This window comes from Roseimicrobium gellanilyticum (genome assembly GCF_003315205.1).
In the GTDB taxonomy this organism is placed as follows: Bacteria; Verrucomicrobiota; Verrucomicrobiia; order Verrucomicrobiales; family Verrucomicrobiaceae; genus Roseimicrobium; species Roseimicrobium gellanilyticum.
The window spans coordinates 221,919-244,881 of record NZ_QNRR01000006.1 but is presented as its reverse complement, the minus strand read 5'-3'; the positions used below and the strand labels follow the sequence as shown (position 1 = coordinate 244,881).

The 22,963-nt window shown below is 61.0% G+C and carries 21 protein-coding genes; 11 read left to right on the top strand and 10 right to left on the bottom strand.

The features are described 5' to 3' along the window. Positions 1-37: 37 nt before the first annotated feature. From malQ to rarD, 4 genes are all read left to right on the top strand, one after another. Positions 38-1,585, top strand: a complete 1,548-nt coding sequence (malQ, locus tag DES53_RS17825; RefSeq protein WP_113959643.1) for a 4-alpha-glucanotransferase — start codon at positions 38-40, stop codon at positions 1,583-1,585. A 49-nt stretch (positions 1,586-1,634) separates the two neighbouring features. Beyond that, positions 1,635-2,057 carry a hypothetical protein gene (locus DES53_RS17820; protein WP_113959642.1) on the top strand — a complete coding sequence of 141 codons (423 nt, stop codon included), beginning with the start codon at positions 1,635-1,637 and terminating at the stop codon, positions 2,055-2,057. A gap of 132 nt (positions 2,058-2,189) precedes the next feature. Continuing rightward, on the top strand, positions 2,190-2,807 hold the full coding sequence (msrA, locus tag DES53_RS17815; protein ID WP_113959641.1) for a peptide-methionine (S)-S-oxide reductase MsrA: 618 nt from the start codon (positions 2,190-2,192) through the stop codon (positions 2,805-2,807). 14 nt (positions 2,808-2,821) lie between these two features. Next, complete coding sequence (rarD, locus tag DES53_RS17810) at positions 2,822-3,757, top strand: EamA family transporter RarD (RefSeq protein ID WP_113959640.1); 936 nt, start codon at positions 2,822-2,824, stop codon at positions 3,755-3,757. A 185-nt stretch (positions 3,758-3,942) separates the two neighbouring features. On the opposite strand, the gene DES53_RS17805 is transcribed toward rarD, so the two are convergent. Continuing rightward, complete coding sequence (locus DES53_RS17805; protein WP_113959639.1) at positions 3,943-4,260, bottom strand: Smr/MutS family protein; 318 nt, start codon at positions 4,258-4,260, stop codon at positions 3,943-3,945. A 100-nt stretch (positions 4,261-4,360) separates the two neighbouring features. On the opposite strand from DES53_RS17805, the gene DES53_RS17800 reads away from it, so the two are divergent. Then, a complete protein-coding gene (locus tag DES53_RS17800; RefSeq protein WP_113959638.1) occupies positions 4,361-5,188 on the top strand; it encodes a polysaccharide lyase in 828 nt (275 codons plus the stop codon). 58 nt (positions 5,189-5,246) lie between these two features. Here the strand turns inward: DES53_RS17800 and acnA are convergent, their stop codons facing one another. The 3 genes from acnA to DES53_RS32530 form a co-directional block, all read right to left on the bottom strand. After that, a complete protein-coding gene (acnA, locus tag DES53_RS17795; RefSeq protein ID WP_113959817.1) occupies positions 5,247-7,946 on the bottom strand; it encodes an aconitate hydratase AcnA in 2,700 nt (899 codons plus the stop codon). 420 nt (positions 7,947-8,366) lie between these two features. Next, complete coding sequence (locus DES53_RS34060) at positions 8,367-8,630, bottom strand: PIN domain-containing protein (RefSeq protein WP_113959637.1); 264 nt, start codon at positions 8,628-8,630, stop codon at positions 8,367-8,369. After that, positions 8,593-8,796 (bottom strand): PIN domain-containing protein, encoded by a 204-nt coding sequence (locus DES53_RS32530; RefSeq protein ID WP_147263459.1) that lies wholly within the window; start codon positions 8,794-8,796, stop codon positions 8,593-8,595. Before DES53_RS32530 ends, DES53_RS34060 begins: the two co-directional genes overlap by 38 nt. A gap of 345 nt (positions 8,797-9,141) precedes the next feature. Between DES53_RS32530 and DES53_RS17780 the strand changes: the two genes are divergently transcribed. The 5 genes from DES53_RS17780 (at position 9,142) to DES53_RS17760 (ending at position 13,826) form a co-directional block, all read left to right on the top strand. Beyond that, a complete protein-coding gene (locus tag DES53_RS17780) occupies positions 9,142-9,855 on the top strand; it encodes an NAD-dependent deacylase (protein ID WP_113959816.1) in 714 nt (237 codons plus the stop codon). A gap of 69 nt (positions 9,856-9,924) precedes the next feature. After that, the gene (locus tag DES53_RS17775) at positions 9,925-10,719 is read left to right on the top strand and encodes an MlaE family ABC transporter permease (RefSeq protein WP_113959635.1); all 795 of its coding nucleotides are present in this window, start codon (positions 9,925-9,927) and stop codon (positions 10,717-10,719) included. A gap of 13 nt (positions 10,720-10,732) precedes the next feature. After that, positions 10,733-11,497, top strand: a complete 765-nt coding sequence (locus DES53_RS17770; protein WP_113959634.1) for an ABC transporter ATP-binding protein — start codon at positions 10,733-10,735, stop codon at positions 11,495-11,497. Between the two features lie 131 nt (positions 11,498-11,628). Then, positions 11,629-12,702 (top strand): MlaD family protein, encoded by a 1,074-nt coding sequence (locus tag DES53_RS17765; RefSeq protein ID WP_113959633.1) that lies wholly within the window; start codon positions 11,629-11,631, stop codon positions 12,700-12,702. 83 nt (positions 12,703-12,785) lie between these two features. After that, on the top strand, positions 12,786-13,826 hold the full coding sequence (locus DES53_RS17760) for a PIN/TRAM domain-containing protein (RefSeq protein WP_113959632.1): 1,041 nt from the start codon (positions 12,786-12,788) through the stop codon (positions 13,824-13,826). On the opposite strand, the gene DES53_RS17755 is transcribed toward DES53_RS17760, so the two are convergent. From DES53_RS17755 to DES53_RS17730, 6 genes are all read right to left on the bottom strand, one after another. Further along, positions 13,786-14,268, bottom strand: a complete 483-nt coding sequence (locus DES53_RS17755) for a hypothetical protein (protein ID WP_113959631.1) — start codon at positions 14,266-14,268, stop codon at positions 13,786-13,788. The two genes, DES53_RS17760 and DES53_RS17755, sit on opposite strands and share 41 nt — an antisense overlap. Next, the gene (locus DES53_RS17750; RefSeq protein WP_113959630.1) at positions 14,265-14,570 is read right to left on the bottom strand and encodes a hypothetical protein; all 306 of its coding nucleotides are present in this window, start codon (positions 14,568-14,570) and stop codon (positions 14,265-14,267) included. Before DES53_RS17750 ends, DES53_RS17755 begins: the two co-directional genes overlap by 4 nt. Next, complete coding sequence (locus DES53_RS17745) at positions 14,567-15,184, bottom strand: RNA polymerase sigma factor (RefSeq protein ID WP_113959629.1); 618 nt, start codon at positions 15,182-15,184, stop codon at positions 14,567-14,569. Before DES53_RS17745 ends, DES53_RS17750 begins: the two co-directional genes overlap by 4 nt. 100 nt (positions 15,185-15,284) lie before the next feature. Continuing rightward, complete coding sequence (locus DES53_RS17740; protein ID WP_245958198.1) at positions 15,285-15,533, bottom strand: DNA-binding protein; 249 nt, start codon at positions 15,531-15,533, stop codon at positions 15,285-15,287. Positions 15,534-15,690: 157 nt separating this feature from the next. After that, positions 15,691-16,116 carry a nucleoside-diphosphate kinase gene (gene ndk, locus DES53_RS17735; protein WP_113959627.1) on the bottom strand — a complete coding sequence of 142 codons (426 nt, stop codon included), beginning with the start codon at positions 16,114-16,116 and terminating at the stop codon, positions 15,691-15,693. Between the two features lie 82 nt (positions 16,117-16,198). Next, positions 16,199-16,990, bottom strand: coding sequence for a hypothetical protein (locus tag DES53_RS17730; RefSeq protein ID WP_113959626.1), 792 nt, complete (start codon positions 16,988-16,990; stop codon positions 16,199-16,201). A gap of 187 nt (positions 16,991-17,177) precedes the next feature. Between DES53_RS17730 and DES53_RS17725 the strand changes: the two genes are divergently transcribed. Further along, complete coding sequence (locus tag DES53_RS17725; RefSeq protein ID WP_113959625.1) at positions 17,178-22,925, top strand: FHA domain-containing protein; 5,748 nt, start codon at positions 17,178-17,180, stop codon at positions 22,923-22,925. Positions 22,926-22,963 lie beyond the last annotated feature (38 nt).

The window sequence follows — 22,963 nt, the reverse complement described above, 5'->3', positions numbered from 1 at the left end:
GCTTGCACGGCACGCGCCTTGCGCTCCTTTTGAGGCCATGCTTTCCATCCCGCGCTGTTCCGGCATTCTCCTCCATCCCACGTCCTTGCCGGGGCGCTTCGGCATCGGGGAGATCGGTCGGGGCGCGGAACTGTGGCTGGAGGCCCTGCATCGCATGGGTCAGCGTGCCTGGCAGGTGCTGCCGCTCGGACCCACGGGCTACGGGAACTCGCCGTACCAGTCGTTGTCCAGCTACGCGGGGAATCCGCTGCTCATCAGCCTGGATTCGCTGGTGAAGGACGGCGTGGTTCGACCTTCAGACCTCGCGGTGTTGCCTGAGTTTCCAGATGATCACGTGGACTTCGGCGCCGTGCTGGAGATTCGCACGGCCTTCCTGAAGAATGCCGCGCACAAGTTCATCAAGCAGTGCAGCGCCAGCCCGCTGCTGCAGCGCGCCTTTGAGACCTTCTGCCAGCGTGAATCGGAGTGGTTGGATGACTGGTCCATGTTCATCGCCCTGAAGGGAGAATACGATCTCCGTCCCTGGACCGAATGGCCCAAGGGCATCGCCCTGCGCGACGAGGTGGCCATGGCCGAGGTGATGGCCGGGCTGGAGGAGGAGATCGAGGCGGCGAAGGTGCTACAGTTCTTCTTCCACCGTCAGTGGAACAAGCTCCGCCTGCGTGCGAAGGAACTCGACATCAGCATCATCGGGGACATCCCCATCTTCGCCGCGCATGACAGCGCGGATGTGTGGGCGAATCGCGGTCTCTTCCACCTGGATGAGCATGGCAATCCCACCGTGGTGGCCGGCGTGCCGCCGGACTACTTTGCCGCGACCGGCCAGCGCTGGGGCAATCCGCTCTACGATTGGGAGAAGCACCAGAAGACCAACTTCGCCTGGTGGAAGTCCCGCCTGCGCAAGACGCTCTCACTGGTGGACATCGTTCGCATTGACCACTTCCGCGGGTTCGCCGCCTACTGGGAGATTCCCGCCTCGGAAGCCACGGCAGTGAATGGCCAGTGGGTGGAAGCGCCAGGGGATGCACTCTTCGAGGCCTTCAAGGAAGACCTCGGCGAGGTGCCCATCATTGCGGAAGACCTCGGCCTCATCACGCCCGACGTGGTGGCCCTGCGCGACCGTCATGAGCTGCCCGGCATGCGGGTGATGCAGTTCGCCTTTGGCGCGGATGCCCTCGCGGAGGACTACATCCCGGAGAACTATCCGGACAACAGCGTCGCCTACACTGGCACCCACGACAACGATACCATGGTGGGGTACTTCAACAGCGGTGAGGACGAGCATACCACCCGCACCGCCGAGATGGTGGAGAAGGAGCGTGCGAACATCCTCGGATACACGAAGACGGACGGTACGCAGATCCACTGGGACTTCATTGAACACGTCTGGGCGAGCAAGGCGCGGTTGGCCATCTGCCCACTACAGGATGTTCTCGGCCTCGGCAGCGAGGCCCGCATGAACATCCCTGGCAAAAGCGGCGAGTTCTGGACCTGGCGCTTTGAGTGGAAGGACCTCACGACGGACCTGGAGTGGCGCCTGAAGCGCGTGACGCTGCGGCATGGCCGGGCAGCGAATGTGGGGTGAATGAATCGGCTGTTATAGCAGGGCACTCCAATTTCAACTCACCTCGGGAATGGTGACGGATTCACAAACCCTTCGAAATCGTCTTGGTCGGCTGGATCCCGACGATGACGAGTTTGAACTTCAAGCCGATGAGCTTGTAATGGCGCTAGGGCCGGAGCTTGGTGGCTCGGTGTGTCAGCCGTTCCTGGAATTTTTTGAGGCGCATCCGCTGTCGTATGCTGGGGCTCCGGGCACCTTTGTTCATCACATCGAGACCTTCTATCCGTCATACATTCCGGCATTGGTTCAGTCAGTCACGCGGCGTCCATCATTAAATGGCATTTTGCTCATGAACCGCGTGCTGAACTCCCCGGACTGTGGCAAACAGACGAGGGAAGAGTTCCTCCGTCTGCTTCAGGCCGTTGCTGCAAGCGAGACCTACGAGAAAGAGTTGGTTGAGCTCGCGGCCCGCTACCTGAGCCGACATACCTGAGGGGGGCATGGAAACCGGAGCGCGTTTTTCAGCATCCACCGCCCGCTTTCAGTCGCATCTTTTCATGACCCATCCCAAGAAAGGGCGGTGGCGAACGTTTCTTCCTGACAAGCTGTCTCCCGTTTTCCCACCATGAAACTCAAGGTACTTCTCGCACTCTTTATGTCCGCCATCGTTTCTGCAACGGCTGTCGCTGCCGACGAAAAATCTGCTCCTGCCAAGACAGAGGAGGCCATCCTCGGGGGTGGCTGCTTCTGGTGCACGGAAGGCTGCTACCTGCCCATCAAGGGCGTGGTGAAGGTGATCAGCGGCTACTCCGGTGGCCATGTGGAAAACCCCACCTATGAACAGGTCTGCACCAAGACCACCGGTCATGCCGAGGTGATCAAGGTCGTCTTCGACCCCACGGTGGTGAGCTACAAGGATCTCGTGGATCTCTTCTGGTACGCCCATGATCCCACCACGCTCAACCGCCAGGGCAATGACTCCGGCCCGCAGTATCGCTCCGTGATCTACTACACGAATGACGCGCAGAAGAAGATCGCCGAGGCGTCAGTGAAGGAGCACCAGAAGGAGTTCAAGGACCCCATCGTCACCGAGATCGCACCGCTGAAGAACTTCTACGCCGCGGAAGATTATCACCAGGATTTCGCGAACAAGAATCCGAACCAGGGTTATGTCTGCGCCGTCGTGAAGCCCAAGGTGGAGAAGTTTACCAAAAAGCTGAAGGAGCTTTCCAAGGGCAAATAAGCCCGGCCTGAGGCATGGCTGAATCAGAGGGCGGGCAACCCAACCAAACATCCGGGCAAACACCGGACCCGCCCTCAGCCGTGCTGAGCGCCATCGTGGCGTTCGGCATGTGGGGCACGCTTCCCATCTATTGGAAGCTGGTCCAGCGTTTCGGCTCGGACGTCGTGGTGCTCCAGCGTCTGGTGTGGACGGTGGTGTGGGTACTGCCCCTGCTTGCCATCACGAAAAATTGGCGTGCCTGGGTGGAGGCGATGAAGACGCCAGCCCTGCTGCGCGCGCATGGTCTCTCCGCCGCGTTGCTCACCGTGAACTGGTCGCTCTTCATTTGGGCGAACCAGCACGGGCACATTGTTGAGGCGAGCCTTGGTTACTTTCTTAATCCCCTGCTCAATGTGGCTATTGGCCGCGTGCTGCTGGGGGAGAATATTTCTCGCTGGCGCATCGTGAGCATCGTACTCGCGGCAGCCGGAGTGCTGCTGCAGGTGATTCTGGTGGGGCGTCTGCCGTGGATTGCCCTCGCGCTGGCTCTCACGTTTGCGGCCTATGGATTGGCGAGGCGGAAGTCGCCTCTGGGCTCGCTGACAGGTCTGGCGATGGAGTCCGTGATCGTGCTGCCCTTGGCACTCGGCGGGTTGGTGTGGATTGCTTCAGAAAGCCGGCCACTGGCGGCCACCGGAAGCGCGGGGGACTGGTTCCTCATGTTCCTCGCCGGCGCGTGCACCGCTGCACCTCTGTTGACTTTTGCCCATGCGGCGCGGCATCTGCGTTTCAGTACGCTGGGTCTGCTGCAATTCATCGCACCCACGGGCCAGTTCTTGATTGGCGCTCTGATGTACAAGGAGCCTGTGACGCTCGGCGTGATGGTCTCCTTTGCCTGCATCTGGGCGGGTGTGGCGGTGTTTTGTGTGGAGGCGGCGCTGGGGAGGAAGAAGGAAGGTGCAAAAACTTGAGTCAGCGGCAAACGAAGTGGTTCGCAGGGAGCGGCACTAGCCTAGTGCCGTCATATGTGGCGTGGTAGTGACGAATCGCGAAGAAGCCTCTCTCGAGCATCCAAAGAGAGGCTCCGCACCCCCATTTGCCTACCACCGGCACTAAGGCTAGTGCCGCTCCCTGCGAAACAGCCCCTCCGTTCGCCTCACGCCGCATCCGGCCTGAGGTACACCCACGTTGCGCCCCAGCCACCGCTTTGTTCACCTGCAGGCCACTGCCATGACTCGACTTCGGGCAGCTTGTTCAGCAGGTGATGCACTCCTGTACGCAAGGTTCCCGTGCCTTTCCCATGCACCACGCGCACGGCGAGGATGCCGTGGCGGATGCACTCCGCAAAATAGTCCGGCAGCAGGTCGCCGATTTCATTCGGGCGGAAGGTGTGCAGATCCAGCGTGTCCGTGATCGGAATCTTCACCGGTTCATCCGGATTGGGATCTAGCGGATCTTGATCGGCGAGGTGCATGGCCGGTCAGGCAGGGATGTCTTGCGTGCGATGCTCCTATTGTCTGAAACGTGTCACAAAGTGCAACCATAAAGGTATTGCCTGAGGACTTCTGCTCGGAATGATGAAGCTGTTGAAGACGTTCGCCTCACACTTGCTGTGTATCGCCCTGGCACTCTGTCACTTCGAAATGACACCCGCCGATGCTGCTGAGCCCACTTTAAAAGCGGTGATTCTTCAGGGTGCTTCCGGCATCTACACCATTCCCCAATGGAAGAAGGACTGGCCAGGCTGCGCCTTTGAAGGTGGAATCAAGGATGGCCGCGTTTCTGTTGTGGAGCGTGATGGTGCGAAGAGCCTGCGTATCGCGTACGCCCCCGGCCAGATCGGTCCCGAGAATGGTGGCGCGGGTTGGCGCTGGCCCATCGGCACGCATCAGAGCGCCGAGCTGCGCTACACGGTGCGCTTCAGCAAGGACTTCGACTGGGTGAAGGGCGGCAAACTCCCTGGCCTGTGTGGTGGTCCTGACAATGTCAGCGGCGGACGTCCTGCCACCGGCACCAACGGCTTCTCCGCCCGCCTCATGTGGCGTCGTGATGGTCGTGGTGAAGCCTACATCTATCACAAGAACCAGCCTGAAAACTACGGCCACAGCTTTCCCTTCCCTGAAGACTTCCGCTTTCCCACGGACACGCCCATTCATGTGCGGCTTGCCGTAACCATGAACACCATCGGCAAGCGCGACGGTACTCTCCGTGTGTGGATCGCCCTAAGTGACCAAACAGAAAAGCTCATGGTCGAGCGCACCGACATGGAATGGCGCACCGTGGACACCTTCGGCGTGGACTCCCTCTACTTCGAAACCTTCCACGGTGGAGGCGATGCCACATGGGCGCCGAAGAAGGCGTGCTGGGCGGATTTCACCGGTATCAAAGTCGAGTCGAAATGAAAACGCCCGGCCATTTCTGACCGGGCGTCTCGTGATTCATTGAACGCGTTTGTATCGCTTACGCATTCGCCCGCAGAATCTGCGCGAGCACGTAGGGCAGGATGCCGCCGGCGCGGTAGTAGTCGATTTCCACGGGGGTATCCAAGCGGACGACTACGGGGATGTCGAGGGTGGTGCCGTCGGCTTTGTGGACGCGGAGGGTGGCTTCGCTCTGGGGCTTGATGCTGTTGCTCACGCCGAGGAGGTCGAAGGTGGCGTCGGAGAGGTCCTTCACCTTTTCGTAATCCTCCTTGTTCACGAAGTTGCAGGGGAGCACGCCCATGCCCACGAGGTTGGAACGGTGGATGCGCTCGAAGGACTTCGTGATCACGGCCTTCACACCGAGGAGGCGGGTGCCCTTGGCGGCCCAGTCGCGGCTGGAGCCCATGCCGTAGTCTTCGGCACCGATGACGATGGTCGGCGTGCCGGCGGCCTTGTACTTCTCTGCCGCGTCGAAGATGGACATCTCCGTGCCTTCGGGCTGCAGGATGGTATCGCCGCCTTCCTTGCCGCCGAGCATCAGGTTCTTGATGCGGACGTTGGCGAAGGTGCCGCGGGTCATGATGCGGTCATTGCCGCGGCGTGAACCGTAGCTGTTGAAGTCGGACTGCTCCACGCCGTGCTCCAGGAGGAAGCGGCCGGCAGGGCTGTTCTTCTTGATGGCGCCAGCGGGGCTGATGTGGTCCGTGGTGACGGAGTCGCCGAAGATGCCGAGAGGACGAGCGCCCTTGATTTCCACGATGTCGCTGGGCTCCATCGAGAAGTCCTCGAAGAAGGGCGGGTGCTGGATGTAGGTGCTGTCCGCATCCCAGCCGTAGACGAGGCCGGTAGTGCCGGCGATTTCGTTCCACTTGGGATTCTGGCTGGCGAAGTCGGTGTAGAGCTTGCGGAAGACGTCCGGGGAAAGCGCGGACTGCATGGCGTCGCGGATCTCCGCGAGGGAAGGCCAGATGTCCTTGAGGAACACATCCTTGCCGTCTGAGCTCTTGCCGAGGGCGTCCTTGCTCAGGTCGATGTCCACCGTGCCGGCGATGGCATAAGCCACGACGAGGGGAGGGGACATGAGGAAGTTCGCCTTGATGCTCTGGTGCACGCGGGCTTCGAAGTTGCGGTTGCCGCTCAGCACGCTGGCCGCGACCACGTCTTCGGCCTTCACCACGTCTTCGATACCGGCATCAAGAGGGCCGGAGTTGCCGATGCAGGTGGTGCAGCCGTAGCCCACGGTCTGGAAGCCGAGCTTGTCGAGCTCCACCTGCAGGCCAGTCTTGGTGAGATAATCCGTCACCACGCGGGAGCCTGGTCCGAGGGAGGTCTTCACACTGGGCTTGATGGTCAGGCCGAGCGCGTTGGCCTTCTTCGCGAGGAGACCCGCGCCGAGCATGACGCTCGGGTTGCTGGTGTTCGTGCAGCTCGTGATGGCGGCGATGAGCACGGAACCATCCTGGATGGTGTCCTTGATGCCGTCCTTGCTGTCGACGACGACTTCGGCCTCCTTGAAGGCGTTGCCGTTCTTGCCGTAGCCGCCGGCCTTCACGTCGCTCTTGAGGAGGTCGCGGAACTTTGACTTCACGTTCGGCAGCTCGATGCGGTCCTGCGGACGCTTCGGTCCGGCCACGCTGGGCTGCACGGTGCTGAGGTCGAGTTCGAGTTCGCTGGTGAAGTCCACCTGGCCCTTGTCCGGAATGCCGAACATGCCCTGGGCGGTGTAGTAGTTCTTGAAGGTGGTGCAGAGTTCCTCGCTGCGGCCGGTGCCACGGAGGTAGTTCACGCACTCTTCGTCGACGGGGAAGAAGCCCATGGTTGCGCCGTACTCGGGGGCCATGTTGGCAATCGTTGCGCGGTCAGGCAGCGGCAGGCTCACGGCGCCGGGGCCGTAGAACTCGACGAACTTGCCCACCACGCCGTGCTTGCGCAGCATTTGCGTGCAGTGCAGGGCCAGGTCGGTGGCGGTCACGCCTTCGCGCAGGGCGCCGGTGAGGTACACGCCCACCACTTCAGGCACGAGGAAGGTCACGGGCTGGCCGAGCATGCCGGCTTCCGCTTCAATGCCACCCACGCCCCAGGCCACGACGCCGAGGCCGTTAATCATGGTCGTGTGGGAGTCGGTGCCCACGAGGGTATCCGGATAATACACCCCATCCTTTTCCAGTACACCCTTGGCGAGGTACTCAAGGTTCACCTGGTGCACGATGCCGATGCCGGGAGGCACCACCTTGAACGTGTCGAAGGCCTGCTCACCCCACTTGAGGAACTGATAACGCTCACGGTTGCGCTCGAACTCAAGAGCCAGGTTGCGATCCAGCGCAGCCTGCGTGCCCGCGAAGTCCACCTGCACGGAGTGGTCCACCACGAGATCCACCGGCACGAGCGGTTCGATCATCTTGGGGTTCTTCTTCATGCCGTCCACGGCGGAGCGCATGGCGGCGAGGTCCACGAGAAGAGGTACCCCGGTGAAGTCCTGCAGCACGATGCGCGCGACGGTGAAGGGGATTTCGTAATCGCCAGGAGCCTTGGCATTCCAGTTGGCGAGGTTCTGCACATCCTTCTCCATCACCTTCTTGCCATCCAGATTGCGCACCAGAGACTCGAGCACGATTCGGATGCTGACGGGCAGGCGGGAAATCTTGCCGATGCCTTGTGCCTCCAGTTCGGGGAGAGAAAAATATTTGCCGTCCGTGCCGGACCCGGTCTTGAAAGTACGCTGAACGTTGAGAGCCATGGAAATGAAGCAGGTGAGGGTCAGCACTGTAAGCAGAAGCCGGGCCGAGGCAAGGGCGGGCGCGGAACATTGCAACGCCAGCTCCCCGGCCGGGCCGCCTGTGGTGAATGGGCAGACCTATAAAGGCTACGATTGCCGGGCTCGGGGAGGGGCGCTCGATTGTAGGCACCAGACAAGAGCCCGTCCGGAGCCCTTACGGCGCACCAGTCCAATCTCTTCCTCCAGCCTGCGAGTCCATTCGGGGCAAGGACGGTCATAGGGCAGCGCCAGAGAATCCCGTAGCTCCACCCAGGTGGCTCCATGGCGGCTCAGTTTCAGGCGCTGGTGGATGGCTCCTTTGAACTCGTCGTAGCTCATGATTGCGGCCTGGTGGTTTGTAGCGGGTAGCGCATTGCCACAGAAGGGCGACGTTTTGAGATGCTACAGGGTCACACCTAGCAGGCCGAAGGCAGGTGCCGCAGCAAGCATGTGACGGTCGCTGGTGTGAATGGCGAGAAAGCCTTTCTCTGCAGCGCATGTCAAATGGAGAGCGTCTGCGGACCGTAGAAATAGGTTGGACGAAAGGGTGCGCATGCGCTTCGCGGCGGTGGTTAGCAGGGCTTCATCCACCGGCTGCCATTGCCAGAGACCCTGGGCAGAATCGAGCTCAAAACTGATCGCACAACAAGGCAAATCCCTTCGCATCCACTACATTCTCTCGATACTTGCGGTGAAACACCGCAAGCACTTCTGCTTTGCCCAACAGCAGGCATGCGATATTTGGATGTTGCCGGGCAAAGCTGATCACCTTTGGGCTATCAGGTTCTGCCAGATAGAATTTGGCGATGTAGCAAGAATCGAAGTAGATCATCGCTCATCGCGCATTTCCGAAACTGCTTTGCTGCTGTCGGTGCCTCCCGAAAGGCTGGCCTGTAGGTCAGCAAATCCGGGTAAAACCTTTCTTGTTAGGAAAGGGTTCGAGGTATTCGGCTCGGGGGGGATGGGTACAATTTTGGCGACCGCGTGGCCATTGTCCGTGATCAAGACATCCTCACGGGCGGCTGCTTTCCGGACCCAAAGGTCCGTGTGCTCGTGAAGCTCGTGGATGGAAATTGCCACCATTACGAGGCACTATGCCACACGGCCTGAAGAGAAGCAATGTCACAGACCTCGCCATTGCCTACCCCCGGCAATGCCCGTACAGAACCAGTTTTCCATGTCCACTGCTCCCCACATCGTCATCCTCACTGGAGCCGGCATTTCTGCGGAATCCGGGGTGCCGACTTTCCGTGATGCCAACGGTCTGTGGGAGAATCACCGCATCGAGGAGGTCGCCACGCTGGAGGCCTTTGGGCGCAACCGGGCACTTGTGCATCGCTTTTACAACCTCCGCCGTGCAGCCTTGGCCACAGTGGAGCCGAACCCGGCCCATGTCGCGCTGGCCAAGCTTCAGAGGGAGTATCCCGGGCGAGTCACCCTGATTACCCAGAATGTGGATGACCTCCATGAGCGCGGTGGCAGCCGGGAGGTGATTCACATGCACGGTGAACTTCTCAAGGCCCGCTGCGCACATTGCGATGACGTGATTTCTTGGGGCCTGGATCTGAATGAGACTCTGCAGTGCGGCGCTTGCCGTCGCACCGGGTGGATGCGTCCACACATTGTGTGGTTTGGAGAGGTGCCGATGCGCATGGAGGAGATTCAGTCCGTGCTGAATGAGGTGGATATCTTCATAGCCGTCGGCACATCGGGTCACGTCTACCCGGCGGCGGGCTTCGTGCAGGTCGCCAAATTCGCGGGAGCGCGTACCATAGAAGTGAACATGGACGTGACGGCGATGTCCGATGCGTTCCAAGAACACCTTGTCGGCAAGGCGGGGAAAAAAGTTCCTGCACTCGTGGAGGAACTCCTGGGAAATGCCCGAGGTTGAGGCGTCCCTGCATTTGCTTTGCCCGCCGTCCGATGCATGATGCCAAACGTAAAGAGTAGCCCGATCCCGATGGAAGCCCTTCGATTGCCAGGCCGCGCCTTCTTGAATTTCCTGACCTACATGGGTCAACTGATGGCTCTGCTGATGGACCTTGGCGGCGCCGTGCGCACGGGTGTGTGGCGGATGAAACTGGTGGCGCAGCAGATTGTGTCCATTGGCTTCGGTTCTCAGGTGGTGGTGGTGGTGACCGGAGCGTTCACGGGGGCAGTCTTCACGGCTCAGACATACTTCAAATTCAAGGACTTCGGAGTGGAGTCCGGGGTGGGCGGCATTGTTTCCATCGCGATGTGCCGCGAACTGGGGCCTGTGCTGGCGGGACTCATGGTGACCGGGCGCGTGGGAGCCGCGATGGCGGCGGAGATCGGAACGATGAAGGTGACTGAGCAAATCGACGCGCTGCGCGCCATGGCGGTGCATCCGGTGGACTATCTCGTGCTGCCGCGATTTATTGCCATGATGGTCTCCATGCCGCTGCTCATCGCGGAGTGCATCGTGTTCGGCCTGGTCGCTTCCTATCTGGTCACGGTCATGGGCTTTGCGGTGCCGCATGCGTGGTTCATCACCCACATCACGGAGCACACGAATATGGAGGATGTGAGCTGCGGCATGATCAAGGGCTTCATCTTTGGGATTCTCATCACCATCATTTCCTGTCACCAAGGGCTGATGGCGGAGAATGGCGCGGTGGGAGTGGGCAAGGGAACGACGAGCGCTGTGGTGTTCTCTTCCCTGGCGCTTCTCATCGTGAATTTTTTCATGAGCATCCTGCTGAACTATTTCTTCCCGCTCGGCACGCCGATGTAGCTGGTCTGTCTCCATGGCACTTTCCCCCGATTCCAAGCCCTTCATCGAAGTCCGAGGCCTTAAGAAAAAAATAGGCAAGCAGGAGATTCTTCGTGGCGTGAACCTCGATGTCTATCGCGGGGAGACGCTGGTGCTCATCGGTCCCAGCGGCGAGGGCAAGAGCGTGCTGTTGAAGCACCTCATCGGCCTCATGAAGCCGGACGAGGGTACCATCAAGATCGATGGTACCAGCCTCACCGGCCTGCGCGAACGCCAACTCGCTCCGTTGCGCAAGCAGATTGGCATCCTCTTTCAGAACGCGGCTCTCTTCGACAGCCTCACGCTGGAGCAGAATGTGGCTTTCCCCCTGCATGAGGCGGGTGTGAAGGACCAGAAGGAAATCACAGACCGCGTGCACGAGGCGCTTGATGTGGTCGAGCTGGCCAACCACAAGCAGAAGATGCCGGTCAATCTCTCCGGGGGCATGCGCAAGCGCGCCGGCATTGCACGGGCCATCATCTCGCGCCCGGCGTGCGTGCTTTATGATGAGCCCACTTCAGGCCTGGACCCAATCGTCTCGGATGTGATCGACCAGATGATCATGCGCCTGCAGAAGCGCTATCACATGACGGCCATTGTCGTGACGCACGACATGAAGAGTGTTTTCAAGATCTCCAACCGGGTGGCGATGCTGAAGGGCGGGGTGATTCACTTCCTGGGGACGCCGGACGAACTCCGACACTGCCCGGCGCAGGACGTGCAGGATTTCATCGAGGGAAAATCGGACATCGAGGGATGAACTGGGGTACATTACAGAATTCGGTTTTGCCGATTCAGCAGAAGCTCTTGCCCGTTGTCTCCCCCTCGGGCACGCTTCCTCCACGCTGTCCTCATCGCCTGCCCGGCATTTAGCAATTCAGGACCAACAACATGGAAGAACGCGACAAGAAAACCGAGCTGCTGGTGGGGCTGTTCCTCACCATCGGCCTGCTGCTGATTGCACTGTTGGTGCTCCAGTTCGGCAGTGTCCGGGAGCTTTTCAAGACCTCTTATGAAATCGTGGTGCCATTCCCGGATGGGACAGGCATTCGCGACGGTACGCCTGTGCGCTTGGGCGGTTCCAAAGTGGGCAAGGTGCCCCGTCAGCCCGTGTTGGATGCGGATTTCAAGGGGGTGCTCATCACGCTGGAGATCTATGACTCGGTGAAAATTCCCAAGGACGCCAAGTTCGGCATCGGTACGGCGGGCCTTCTGGGAGATTCCTTCATTGAAATCCGGACGACGGGATCCAAGGAGCAGACCTACATCGAACCCGGCACCGAGCTTCCCAAGGAGAACGTGGTGGGCGCCACCGGCCTTGGTGCGTTGCAGGATTCTGCCAAGGACCTGGGCAAGCAGGCGGAAGACGTGCTCGCTGAAATCAAACTCGCGGTGAAGGACCTCCGGGTGTCGCTCGACAAGATCAACGGCAAGGCACTGGGAGATGACAACATGAAGGAACTGAAGGAATCCTTTGCCCACCTCAACAGTGTCCTGAAGCGTCTGGACGAAAAGACGCTGGGCGAGGAGACCAGCAAGGACGTGAAGGAAGCCGTGGCCTCGTTCAAGGAGGCTGCCAAGTCCATGCAGCTGGCAGCCCAGAAGTTTGATCCGATCGTCACCAAGCTTGGCAACGCCTCAGGCAAAATCGAATCTGCAGCTGGCAAGGCGGACACGGTGATGGGAAATGCGGACAAGGCGATCAAGTCCATCGATGAGGCTGCGGTATCCCTGGGCAAGGTGGGCACGGATCTGCGCAAGGGGGAGGGGTTGTTGCCTGCCCTTATTCATGACCGTTCCTTGAAGAACGAGTTCTCGATGCTCATCAGCAATCTCCGGCAGAAGGGCATTCTCTGGTACAAGGACAAGGCGGGGGAACAGCAGGTGAAGCCGTCCCAGACCCAGCCACAACAGCAGCCCCAACCCCAGAAGCCTGAGAAGCGCTCGGGGCTTTTCCGCCGGTGAAGTAGTGGACCCGCGGCGAGATTTGAATCTTGTTTCCCCATCTCATTACTTGAAACTTGCGGGTGACCCCGTCACATTCGCGCGTGCAAGTACCCTGGTCCATCAAGCTCGCGCGGGCGCTCTTTCTGACGCTCGCGGTTGTCCTTGGCGGTGCTATCGCCGCAGGCTTTCATGCAGAGATATGGGTTGGCACGTTGATTGGCCTGGTGGTGGGCGGATTCTTCGTGCTGGTGGACTCGCTCCTGGCTCAGTTCACCTTCCGTGAATTCTCCTTTGGCACGTTTGGCCTCCTGGTGGGTCTCTTTTGTGCGTGGCTTGTCACCAAGATCGGCATCATGGATCTGCCGTGGTTCCGCAGCTTGGAGGATCCGGAATCCATCCGCAGTGTGGTGGAGATCTGCCTGTACCTGATCTTCGGTTTCCTCGGAATCACCCTCGCGCTGCGTAGTGATCGTGACCAGTTTTCCTTCATCATCCCTTACGTGCGCTTTCGCAGGGATGCCTCCGAAGGCGAGCCCATGCTGCTGGACACGAATGTAATCATCGATGGGCGTGTGCCGCAGGTGTACGAAACGGGATTCCTCTCGGGCAACCTGGTCGTGCCACGCTTTGTACTCGATGAGTTGCAGCGTATGGCCGACTCCCGCGATCCGATGAAGAGCTCGCGAGGAAAGAGGGGCTTGGATTCAGTGCAGAAGCTGCGCGATACCAAGGGGATCGAGCTCACCATCCACGAGTCTCCACCGGGCACGGTTGAAGCTGGCCCGGTGGATGCCCTGCTGGTGACACTGGCCCATGAACTGAATGCCCGCCTGCTCACCAATGATGTGAATCTCGGGAAAGTCGCCCGTGTGCGCAATGTGACGGTGTTGAATCTCAATGACCTCGCCAGAGCTCTCCAGCCAGAAGTGGGCGCCGGTGATGAACTGGACATCAGCCTGGTGAAGTCAGGCAAGGAGAAGCACCAGGCCGTGGGCTATCTGCCGGATGGCGCGATGATTGTGGTGAACTATGCGTCCCAGTTCATCGGGGACACGGTGGCCATTGTGGTGAGCGGTGTCACGCACACCTCCGCCGGCCGTCTTATCTTTGCCGACTTGAAACAGGCTCGGGTCGTCCAGTAGGTTTGGACTTGGGGGTCGGTGGTACGCCTGCCTTGTGGGAGCGCACGGTGATTTCGCGCTGGGTCAGATCTCGCAGGATGGAGATCACGTGAGGGCGCAGGCGGTCGAATTCCTCGCGCTGCTCCGGGGTGAGTTCCCGGGCGATGTCCTCCGAGGTCTTCTGCGCGACATTCACGAGGCGCTCATAGGATTCTCCGCCAATGTCGCGGATGCGCATGTCCGCACTTTCTACGATGGGACGGAGGCGCTGCTTCTGCTCAGGGGTGATCTTGAGGCGCCGCTCCATGTCCGCGAGCCGGGCATTCACCCACATGTCCTGAGGCTGGGGACGGGTGAAGATGCGGTGGAGGGCCACCACCGTGCCGATGCATCCGGTGCCCACGCCGGCACCGAAGATGGCCATGAGGCCCAGGATCATTTTCCAGTGGCGGAAGAGTCTCATAGGGTCAGCAACGAATCAAACCAACCGCCTGCCAAGGCTGTCTCCCCGGTGAAGATGCCGAGCAGCGTGTCGTAGCTGAGGGCCGCGCTGCCCAGCAGGATGAGTACCGCCACGGCGAGCCCGCGCATCGTGAGCCATTCCAGCAAGGCGACTGATGCCTCGCGTGGAAGGGTCTTCCACTGCGCCACCACGCGTGTGGCGAAGCCGAGGGGAGCTTCCGCATCGGGCTCTGGAGCCTGCGAGGCCTTGTAGACCAGGCTCACCCAGGGCCGATCGGGGTCATGATCGCGGAGATGTTTCATGAGGCGGGAGAGGGAGAAGGAGTAAACGCGGACTCGAGTGCGGCGAAGGCTTTTCTCAGTTTACGCCGGGCACGGAAGGCGCGCACCTTCACAAGAGTGGCGCTCCATCCGGTCGCAGATTGCACATCTGCCACGGAACGACCTTCCATGTCCATCATCGTCAGGACGAGGCGGTCCGCCGGCTTCAGGGTTTCCAGGAGCTTGTGGGCGAGTTCACGTGCGCCCACGGTATCACCAGCTCCAGTATCGGCCTCATCATGCAGGACGTGGTCCAGCATTTCCGCCTCGGTTTCGCTGAGGTCGGACCAGCGCAGCTCGGGTCGGCGTTTCTGGTGGCGCAGGGCGTCCAGGCAGGTGGTGACGGCCACGCGCGAGACCCAGTGCTCAAAGGGCATCTGGGCCCGCCATTGCTCGATGCGGGCAAACATTTTCATGAACACCTCCTGGGCGAGATCCTCTTCACTGCTGCGGCGCGGGAGGTGGGCTCTGACGATGCGAAGGACCAGCGGGTAGAGGCGCTCCACCAGGGTCTTTGCCGAGCGTTCGCACCGCTCGTCACGTACCCTTGCCACCAGGTCGGAAAGATCGGGGCTGGAGGGGGGAGGGGCTGACATGGACGCGGCAAGGGCACATGATCAACGACGCCCCGCCTGTGTCCGCGGTTACACTTTGCCACCGAAGGCGAAACGCCGTGCCAATCGCGGCGTGTGGGGGCTATTCCTCCCCCTCGCGATGCACCTGGAGAATGCGCTGGAGAGCGTCGAGAAACTCCTCCGCGTTCTCCATGGGGAGCATGATGGTGTCCCTGCGGCCACGTACATCCTCCGTGATCTTGATGAAGCGACCCCGGTCGTTTTCCTTCAGGTCGAGAAAGAAGATTTTTCTTTCTCCAACGATCTTCTCACTATGCAGCGGGGGCGCGCCGCGCGGGTGCTGCTGATCATCACCACCGAATCCAAACATGCTCATCGTTCCTCCTGTTGCTGCTGCTGCGGGCTCCTGATATGCCGGGTTTGGGTGGAGTTTAGGGGGCGTGTGCTCCCATTGTCAACTTTTTCGGCACATCCCGTCGGGCTGGAAATGCCTTATCCCAGTGATCCCGCAGCGTGGAGGGCAGCAACTAGCGGGCGAAAATCTCGTCCGCCTTGAAGAAGCGTTTGAGCTCGGCTTCGGCGTTCTCGGGGGAGTCGGAGGCGTGGGCCACGTTGACCATCATGTCGCCGCCGTAGTCACCGCGGATGGTGCCCTTGTCCGCCTTGCGGGAGTCCGTGGGTCCAAGGAGGGTGCGCACGCGCTCGATGACATTATCCCCGCTGAGGGCGAGGGCGATCACCGGTACGCTCTTCATGAAGTTGGCCACTTCGGGGAAGAAGGGCTTGTCCGCAATGTGGGAGTAGTGATCCTTGAGCACCTCGTCCGTGAGCTGGATCATCTTCATGCCGCGAATGACGAATCCGGCGCTTTCAAAACGCTTGAGCACTTCGCCGCAGAGGCCTTTGGAGACACAGTCGGGCTTGAGGAGGATGAGGGTCGTTTGCGCGGACATGGGGCGGGGTGTTTAGGTCAAGCCCGTGGGGTAGTCAAGAAGTGGCCGCAGGATTCCTGCGAACTCTCTGCCAGGAGTCATTTTACTTTGCGTATGCGGCGCAGCGGTTGCTCCAGCCTGCGAGCCAGCGTTTTTCGCCCCTTTCGGCGGGACTGTTGGCCACGCGACGGGCCAGCACCTGCTGGGAGGACTTTGCAAAAGCGGCGGGGGCGCTGGCTGCATCTGCCGGGCGCATGTTGATGAGAACTTGGAGAAGGCCCCAGCCCTCACCCTTGTAGCGCTCCTTGGGATTCAGGCCTTCGCCTTTGAAGTTTACATAGTCAATGAGGGCAAAATTTCCCGCCGCCGTCTGGCGCAGGAAGGCGATGTTCCGCTCGACCAGGGCCCCATTCTTTCCGGCTGCCTGCACCAGGCGGGGAGCGGCCTGATCGAGCCGCGCGATGATGAACAAGGTCTGCTCGCTGATCGTTGAGGCGAGCAATTTCCGGAGATCCTTCTGCCGGCTGCCTTCACGGTCCCTGGCAAAGGCGGCTTGATTGGGCCACGGACAGTCTTTGGTGGAGAGCAGCCATGCGGGCAAATTCACGCCTCGCTGGCGAAACCATTGCACGAGCTTGGGAAAGCTTTCCTCAAAGGGACCGTCCACGCCCTCCGGATACCAGATGAAATGACCGATGCCGAGGGAGGCGAAGTTCTCACCCGAGTTCCAGCTTGTCAGTCCTTCGACGGTGCCAGCACATTCATTCTGCCAGATACGCTTCCCAATACGCTGCAGGTCGGCGTCGTTCAGAGCGTGTGCATAAGAGCCAAAACTAACGACGCTTAGAAGAAACAAGAGGGTGTATCGAAACCAACTAAGGGGGAGGAGGTTCATGCGTTGTGGTGTGGTCGCGGTGGAGCCCGGGCACAGTCGAGAGGCCGGCACAAGCCAATCGCGTATGAGGGATTTTCCGGATGCCGTGCAAATGACAACTAAGCCTTAATTGAGGCACGTTTGCGTTGCCTCGGAAAAAAACCATACCTAAATTTAATAAATATTGCAGTCCCGCTGACTCTAAATCATGCCTTATCTGGCTTTCAACCTCAACAACGGTAACGAATTCATCTTCGACCTCGAAGATGCGCGACTCTCTTTAGGGAGGAACAGCCGCAACGAAATCGTCATCGACAGCTCCCAAATCTCCAGCTTTCACGCGGAACTGACGCGTCGACCTGATGGCAGCTATGAGGTGATTGATCTCAAGTCGTCGAACGGGACCTTTGTGAATGGCAAGCGCGTTGAGCGTGCGGTACTGCGCCCGGGTGACAAGGTTCGCTTTGGTGGACTCGAGGCAAAATTCAAGGATTCCCAGGACACGGAGAACGGCCAGCCGAGAGGCAGCGGCAAATCCGTGGAAGAGAAGAAGCGTGAAGCCCAGCAGAGTGGCGCACCCGAGTCAAAGACCGAGGCGGTGCAGCTCACGGAGCGTGCGGCTTCCGTCAGGAACGGAGGCGGCAAGGGACATCAGGCTGCCATGGCGGCTACCAGTGCCGTGCCGGTACTGCGCGATAGCAAAATGCCGTTTTCCGCACCTGCGTCGTCGGGTGCCGCCCGCTTCGGCAGTCCACCCGCCAAGCCGGCGAACCGTGAGGAAGACGGTGTTCCTGCGACCGCTCCCATCACCTTCGAGCCAGCCGCGCCCTCCTCCCTTAGCATGGCTCCTCCCGTTGGGTTGAGTGACGCTCCGCTCACGTTTGCGGCACCGCAGGGCTTGTCTGCCATGCCGCCGCCTGCGTCGCTCTCGGCAGCCCCGCCGCTCCCTGCGCCGCCGCCCGCGCCACCGCAAGCCCCTCCTCAACTCGCACCGCAGCCCGCTCCGCAGCAGCCTTCCATGAGGACGGCTGGCGGGCGTCAGGCGCCGTCCACCGCCACGAGTGCCGTGCCCACACTCAAGGCGACGCGTTCCGTGCGCGTAGGTCTTGGGGCGATGTCTTTCAAGCCGCCGCAACTTCAGTCCCTTGATCGCAGCACAGACACTGCGGCCGGCGATCCCAAGAATCAGGCGATCGTGCCGCCTGCGGCTCGATCCAACAAAAACGGTGGTGGCCGGCCGGCCCCTGCCATGAAGGACACGAGTGTGGTGCCCACGCTCAAGTCCACCCGCGGCGTACGTGTGGGTGCCGGAGCCATGCCGGCTGCTTTTGCCAGTCCTCCGGTGCAGGGCATGCCGCCCGTGGCACCGATTGATCCGACTCCGACTCCGACTCCTGCTCCGGTTCCCGTGCCTCCTGGCCCGGCGGGTGTGAATGTGCAGCCGCTGGTGCTGGACGCTCCGCAGGGCTTCCTCACACCACCGTTGCCTCCGGGCTCCATGTCAACCGGTGCAGCCGCGCCGCCAGCCCCGGCCCCGGCCCCGACACCGCCAGCCGCTCCGGTCCCAGCGCCCGTAGATGCACGTGCGGAATCAGAGGAAGTGGTGCACGCGAGGATGCAGTTCGCCGAGGTGCAGCGGGAGCTCAATCAGTCTCTTGTGGAGCTGAATGCCGTGCAGGCCCAGATTGCCGAGCACCGTGCCGCGGAAATGCGCACGCGCGAACGTGCCGGTCGTGAAGGCCAGGAAGCGGAAGCCTATCTCGCGAAGCTGGCCCGTGATATCCGCGAAGCGGAGGAGAAGATCTCTGTGATGGCTCGTGACGTGTCCACGCGCGAGAGCAATGATGCTGCACTGGCTGCGGCTGCTGCCTCCCGTGTGGATGATCTCAACAGGTCCGTGGGCACCATGCAGTCCCGGCAGAAGGATCTGGAGGAGAACATTGCCGGTCTCTTCAACGAGCGTACTGCAAGGGAAAGAGATCTGGCTGAAGTCAACGCACGCCTCGCCGCGGCCCGTGAAGAAGTTGAGACCGCGAGGAAGCTCCAGCAGACCGTGGCTGAACAGACACGCGAGGCGGAGACGCGTCTGCGTGACGCTGCCACGAAGGCCAATCAATCGCAGGAAGCTCATGGCATGACGGAGGAGCGCGTTCGCGCGCTTCAGGCGGAACTGGCCGCTGCCCAGGAACGGCTCCAGTCGATGCGGAACGAGTCTGACCAGGCTGCCAAGGCGCTGGAGGAGCGGAAGGGCGCGACGGAGCTGGCCATCAGTCAGCGTGAAGAGCAATTGCGTGTGCTCGACATGCGCGTGGCTGAGCACGAAGCGAAGCGGAACGCTGCCGAGACCCGCCTGATGGAGCTTGCCGGTACGGACAACCGTCTCGCCTCTGCGAATGAAGCACTCAAACTGATCCAGGAGCAGCAAACGGCTGCTGAAGTTGCCCTTGCGCGCCTGCGCACGCAGCAGGATCAGGAGAGGACGGAGATGGCCCAGACGGCTGAGAAGCTGGCTTCTGTGATCGTGCAGCAGACCAAAGCCTCCACCCAAATGGAGACGGTCCAGAGGGAACTGACCGACCGCGAAGCAAAGCTGGCCGTGGCCAAGGATGCGATTGCCCAGGCGGAAGCTGCGGCGGCAGCGCGCCAGATGGAACTGGAAAAAGCTTTTGCCGAGAAGCAGGCCTCCTTGGAAAAGGCTGCCGCCGAGCGCGAGCAACAGGCGCGTGATGCCGAGGGGAAGGTCCAGTCGATGGACGCGGTCCTTGCGGCACTCACGGGAAGAATCAACGAACTCCGCGAACTGGAGAAGGTGCTGGTGGAGACCAGACCCCGACTGGAGGCCGTGGAGGCCCGGCGCAACGAGGCGGAGGCATCGCTGACTTCGCTTTCCGCGCAGATGCATGAGCGCACCCGCGAATTGAGCGAGGTGGCAGGGCGAGTGAGCGCGCAGGAAAGCGTGCTGAAGGAGATTGCGGCTCGCGAACAGGAGGCGCAGGCAGCCCTGCAGACTGTCCGCAAGGAGAACGAAGCCGAGCGTGCCCGCCTGGAAGAACTGCGTGCGACCACGGCAGAGGGTGAAAAGGCGCTGGGGGCAAGACGAGCAGAACTCGAGCGCGTCGTGTCGGACATGGAAAGCGCCGCGCGTTCCTCCGAAGAACGTCTCGAGCAGTTGCGCCGTCAGGAAGAGGAGGTCATGCGCAAGCTGTCCGACCTCGCCTCCACGGATACGAAGCTTCAAGATTCTGCGAAGACGGTGCAGGCTCTGGAAGAGCAGCGAGCCCGTGTTCAGGAGCAGATTGCGACCCTCAGTGTGCAGCGCGAAGAGCGCGAGCAGGAAATTTCCGCCTCCGCCGAGAAGGGCGCTGCGCAGCATCTCCTGGTGCTGACACTCTCCCGTCAGCGTGCTGGTCTGGAAGAGAATGTGGCAGAGCTGACCACGGCGACCGAGAAGACCCGCAAGCTGCTGGCAGATATCGAGGCCAAGAAGACTGAGACCGAGACCAAACTCGCGACTCGCACCACCGAGGCAGAGAAGGCGCTTGCCGAGATGGAGCAGAAGGTCGCTTCCGAGAAGAAGGCCTTCGAAGAGTTCAAGACGAAGCGCGAGGAAATCGACAAGCAGCTCGCCTCGCTGAAGGACACCGAGAGCAAGATCGCTTCCGCGCGTGACCTCCTTGCTGCGACCAACAAGGGCCAGGAGGATGCTGAGGCCAAACTCAAGCTGGCGCTGGAAGGCGCGAAATTGGAGCAGCAGAAGCAGGAGGGACTCGCGGCGAAGACGGCGGAGTTGCAGCGCTCCATCGAGACCCACAAGCAGCAACAGGAATTCCTGCAGGAGAACATTGCCAAGCTGTCCCAGGATTCCAGCGCGCAGTTTGCGCTGATCGGAGAGAATCAGGCTGCAGCAAGAGAGGCGGGTCGTGTGCTCGCGCTGAAGCAAACAGAGCTGGCCAGTGTCGAAGACCAGCTCGCCATTGCCTCCAGAAAGCGGCTGGAGCTTGAGAGTCAGATCGCGGAGTTCCGCGACATTGAGCAGAAGGTTGCCGGAGCCAAGGAAGCGTTCCAGACGCTCGAACGCCAAGCGGCAGAAGAGACGCAGCGACTTGCGGCGGCCACGCAGGAGAAGACGCAACTCGATCAAGCCCTGGTTGCCGCCAAGCAGGAGATGGAAGGCCAGCGCACGCAGCTCGACGCTCTGCGCCAGCAACAGGAGCAGGCGAAGCGCGAGATCGAAGTCGCGAAGCAGCTCGCCGAAGCTGAGAACCATCGTGCCGTCGGCATCCGCGAGGAGATGGCGCAGGTGGGTGCCGCGATTGCAGCGCGCCAGGCGGACGTCGCCGCGACCGAGAAGAAGCTCGAGGCGGTGCAGGCCAAGCTGGTGCCGGCAGAGAAGCGCCTTGCTGACCTGCAGGATCTCGAAAACCGGGTGCGCGAAGCACAGGCCGCCCTCAAGGCCACCGAGCAGCTTCGCACAGGGGAAGAACGCAACATTGCCGATCTCGAGAAGCAGCGTGAAAAGCTGCGCCGCGACATTGCCGGTCTGACGACCCAGGAGACCGTGGACCGCGCCAAGGCGGATGAGCAATCCCGTCGTGCGAAGGCGGAGGAAGCGCGAGTTGCGGAAGCCACGAAGCAATTCGAGCGGGTGTCCATTGCCATCCAGCAGATGGATGCGAAGCGCGCCGAGGTCGAGAGCCGTGTGTTGGCTGCACAGGAGGAAGAGAAGGCTGTGCGCGCAGGCATTCCCGCAGTCACCGCGGAGATGGCCAAGGTGCGTGAAGAGCTCCAAGCCATCCAGACCGAGCGTGCACGTGAGGAGTCGAAGGTGAAGATGCTGAACGATGAGTTCGCAGCGACCACCGCCCGCCATGAAGCCGTCACTGCAAAGTGCGCGGAACTGGAGCAGTCGCGTGTGGCTGTGGAGCAGGAAATGGCGGCTGTGCGAGCCCAGCAAGAGCAGGCCACTGTGCGCATGGCCTCCCTGAAAGCAGAAGAGGAAGAGCTCAAGGCCAGCACCGCCGCGGCGCGCGCGCGCCACGAGGAACGGGAAGCTGCCGCCGCAGCGCGTCTTGCCGAGATGGAGAAGGCTTTCGAGAACCTGCGTCAGCAGGAGGAAGCCCTGGTCAACACCTTGCAAAATCATCGTCGACAGCTCCAGGAAGAGGAATCAGCGGGCGAAGCTCTGCGGCAGAAGTTTGCAGCAGCGGAGTCGCGCTACTCTGAACTTTTCCGCAACGGCGACAAGATCCTCTCCATCAACGAAGCACTCGAGCTTGCGGAAGAACGCAGGCGCGAGATGAATCGCGGCCTTGCCGGCATGGCCGAGCAGGAGCTGGGTCTGCAGGTGCGGCTTACCGCGCTGGAGGAGAGCATCAAACGGGACACGCGGCGCGAGGAAGAACTGCGTCGCGAACGTGAGCAGGCTGAAGAGGAGAACCGCCGCATGGTGGAGCGCCTGCGTGGTGAGTTCGATGGGATGAAGCAGCTCTTCAGTGATCAGCTCAAGCGTGAGGAGACGTCGCTGGCTTCGAGGATGAAGGAGCGCATCGCGGATATGCAGCAGAAACATGACATCCTTTCGCGAGGTCTGTCTGCTGCCGCGGATGAGCAGACCGTCATCTTGTTTGCCAACGATCTTATCAAAAGACTGGACCTTATAGACATTCTGATTCAGCGCTACACGGGCACGGGTCAGGACGGAGTGGAGCAGCAGCTTCGCACGTTGAGGGCGTCCTTCGCAGATATTCTTTCCCAGCATGGCATCGCTGAGTTCCGCGTGGATTCAGGCACTGAGGTCGATGTGGCTCTCCGTCAGCGCATTGCCGTGGTGGAGAACGTCACCGGTGAGCAGCGGCCGCGTGTCGTAGAGAGTTACCGCCCTGGCTTCGTCTATTCTCCTGATGGCGCCCGGGAAATGATTCTACGCAAGGTCGAGGTCAAGACTTCGAGCGAATAATGGCTCATACCGCTTCGGTTGCTTGTCTTGATCTGCGA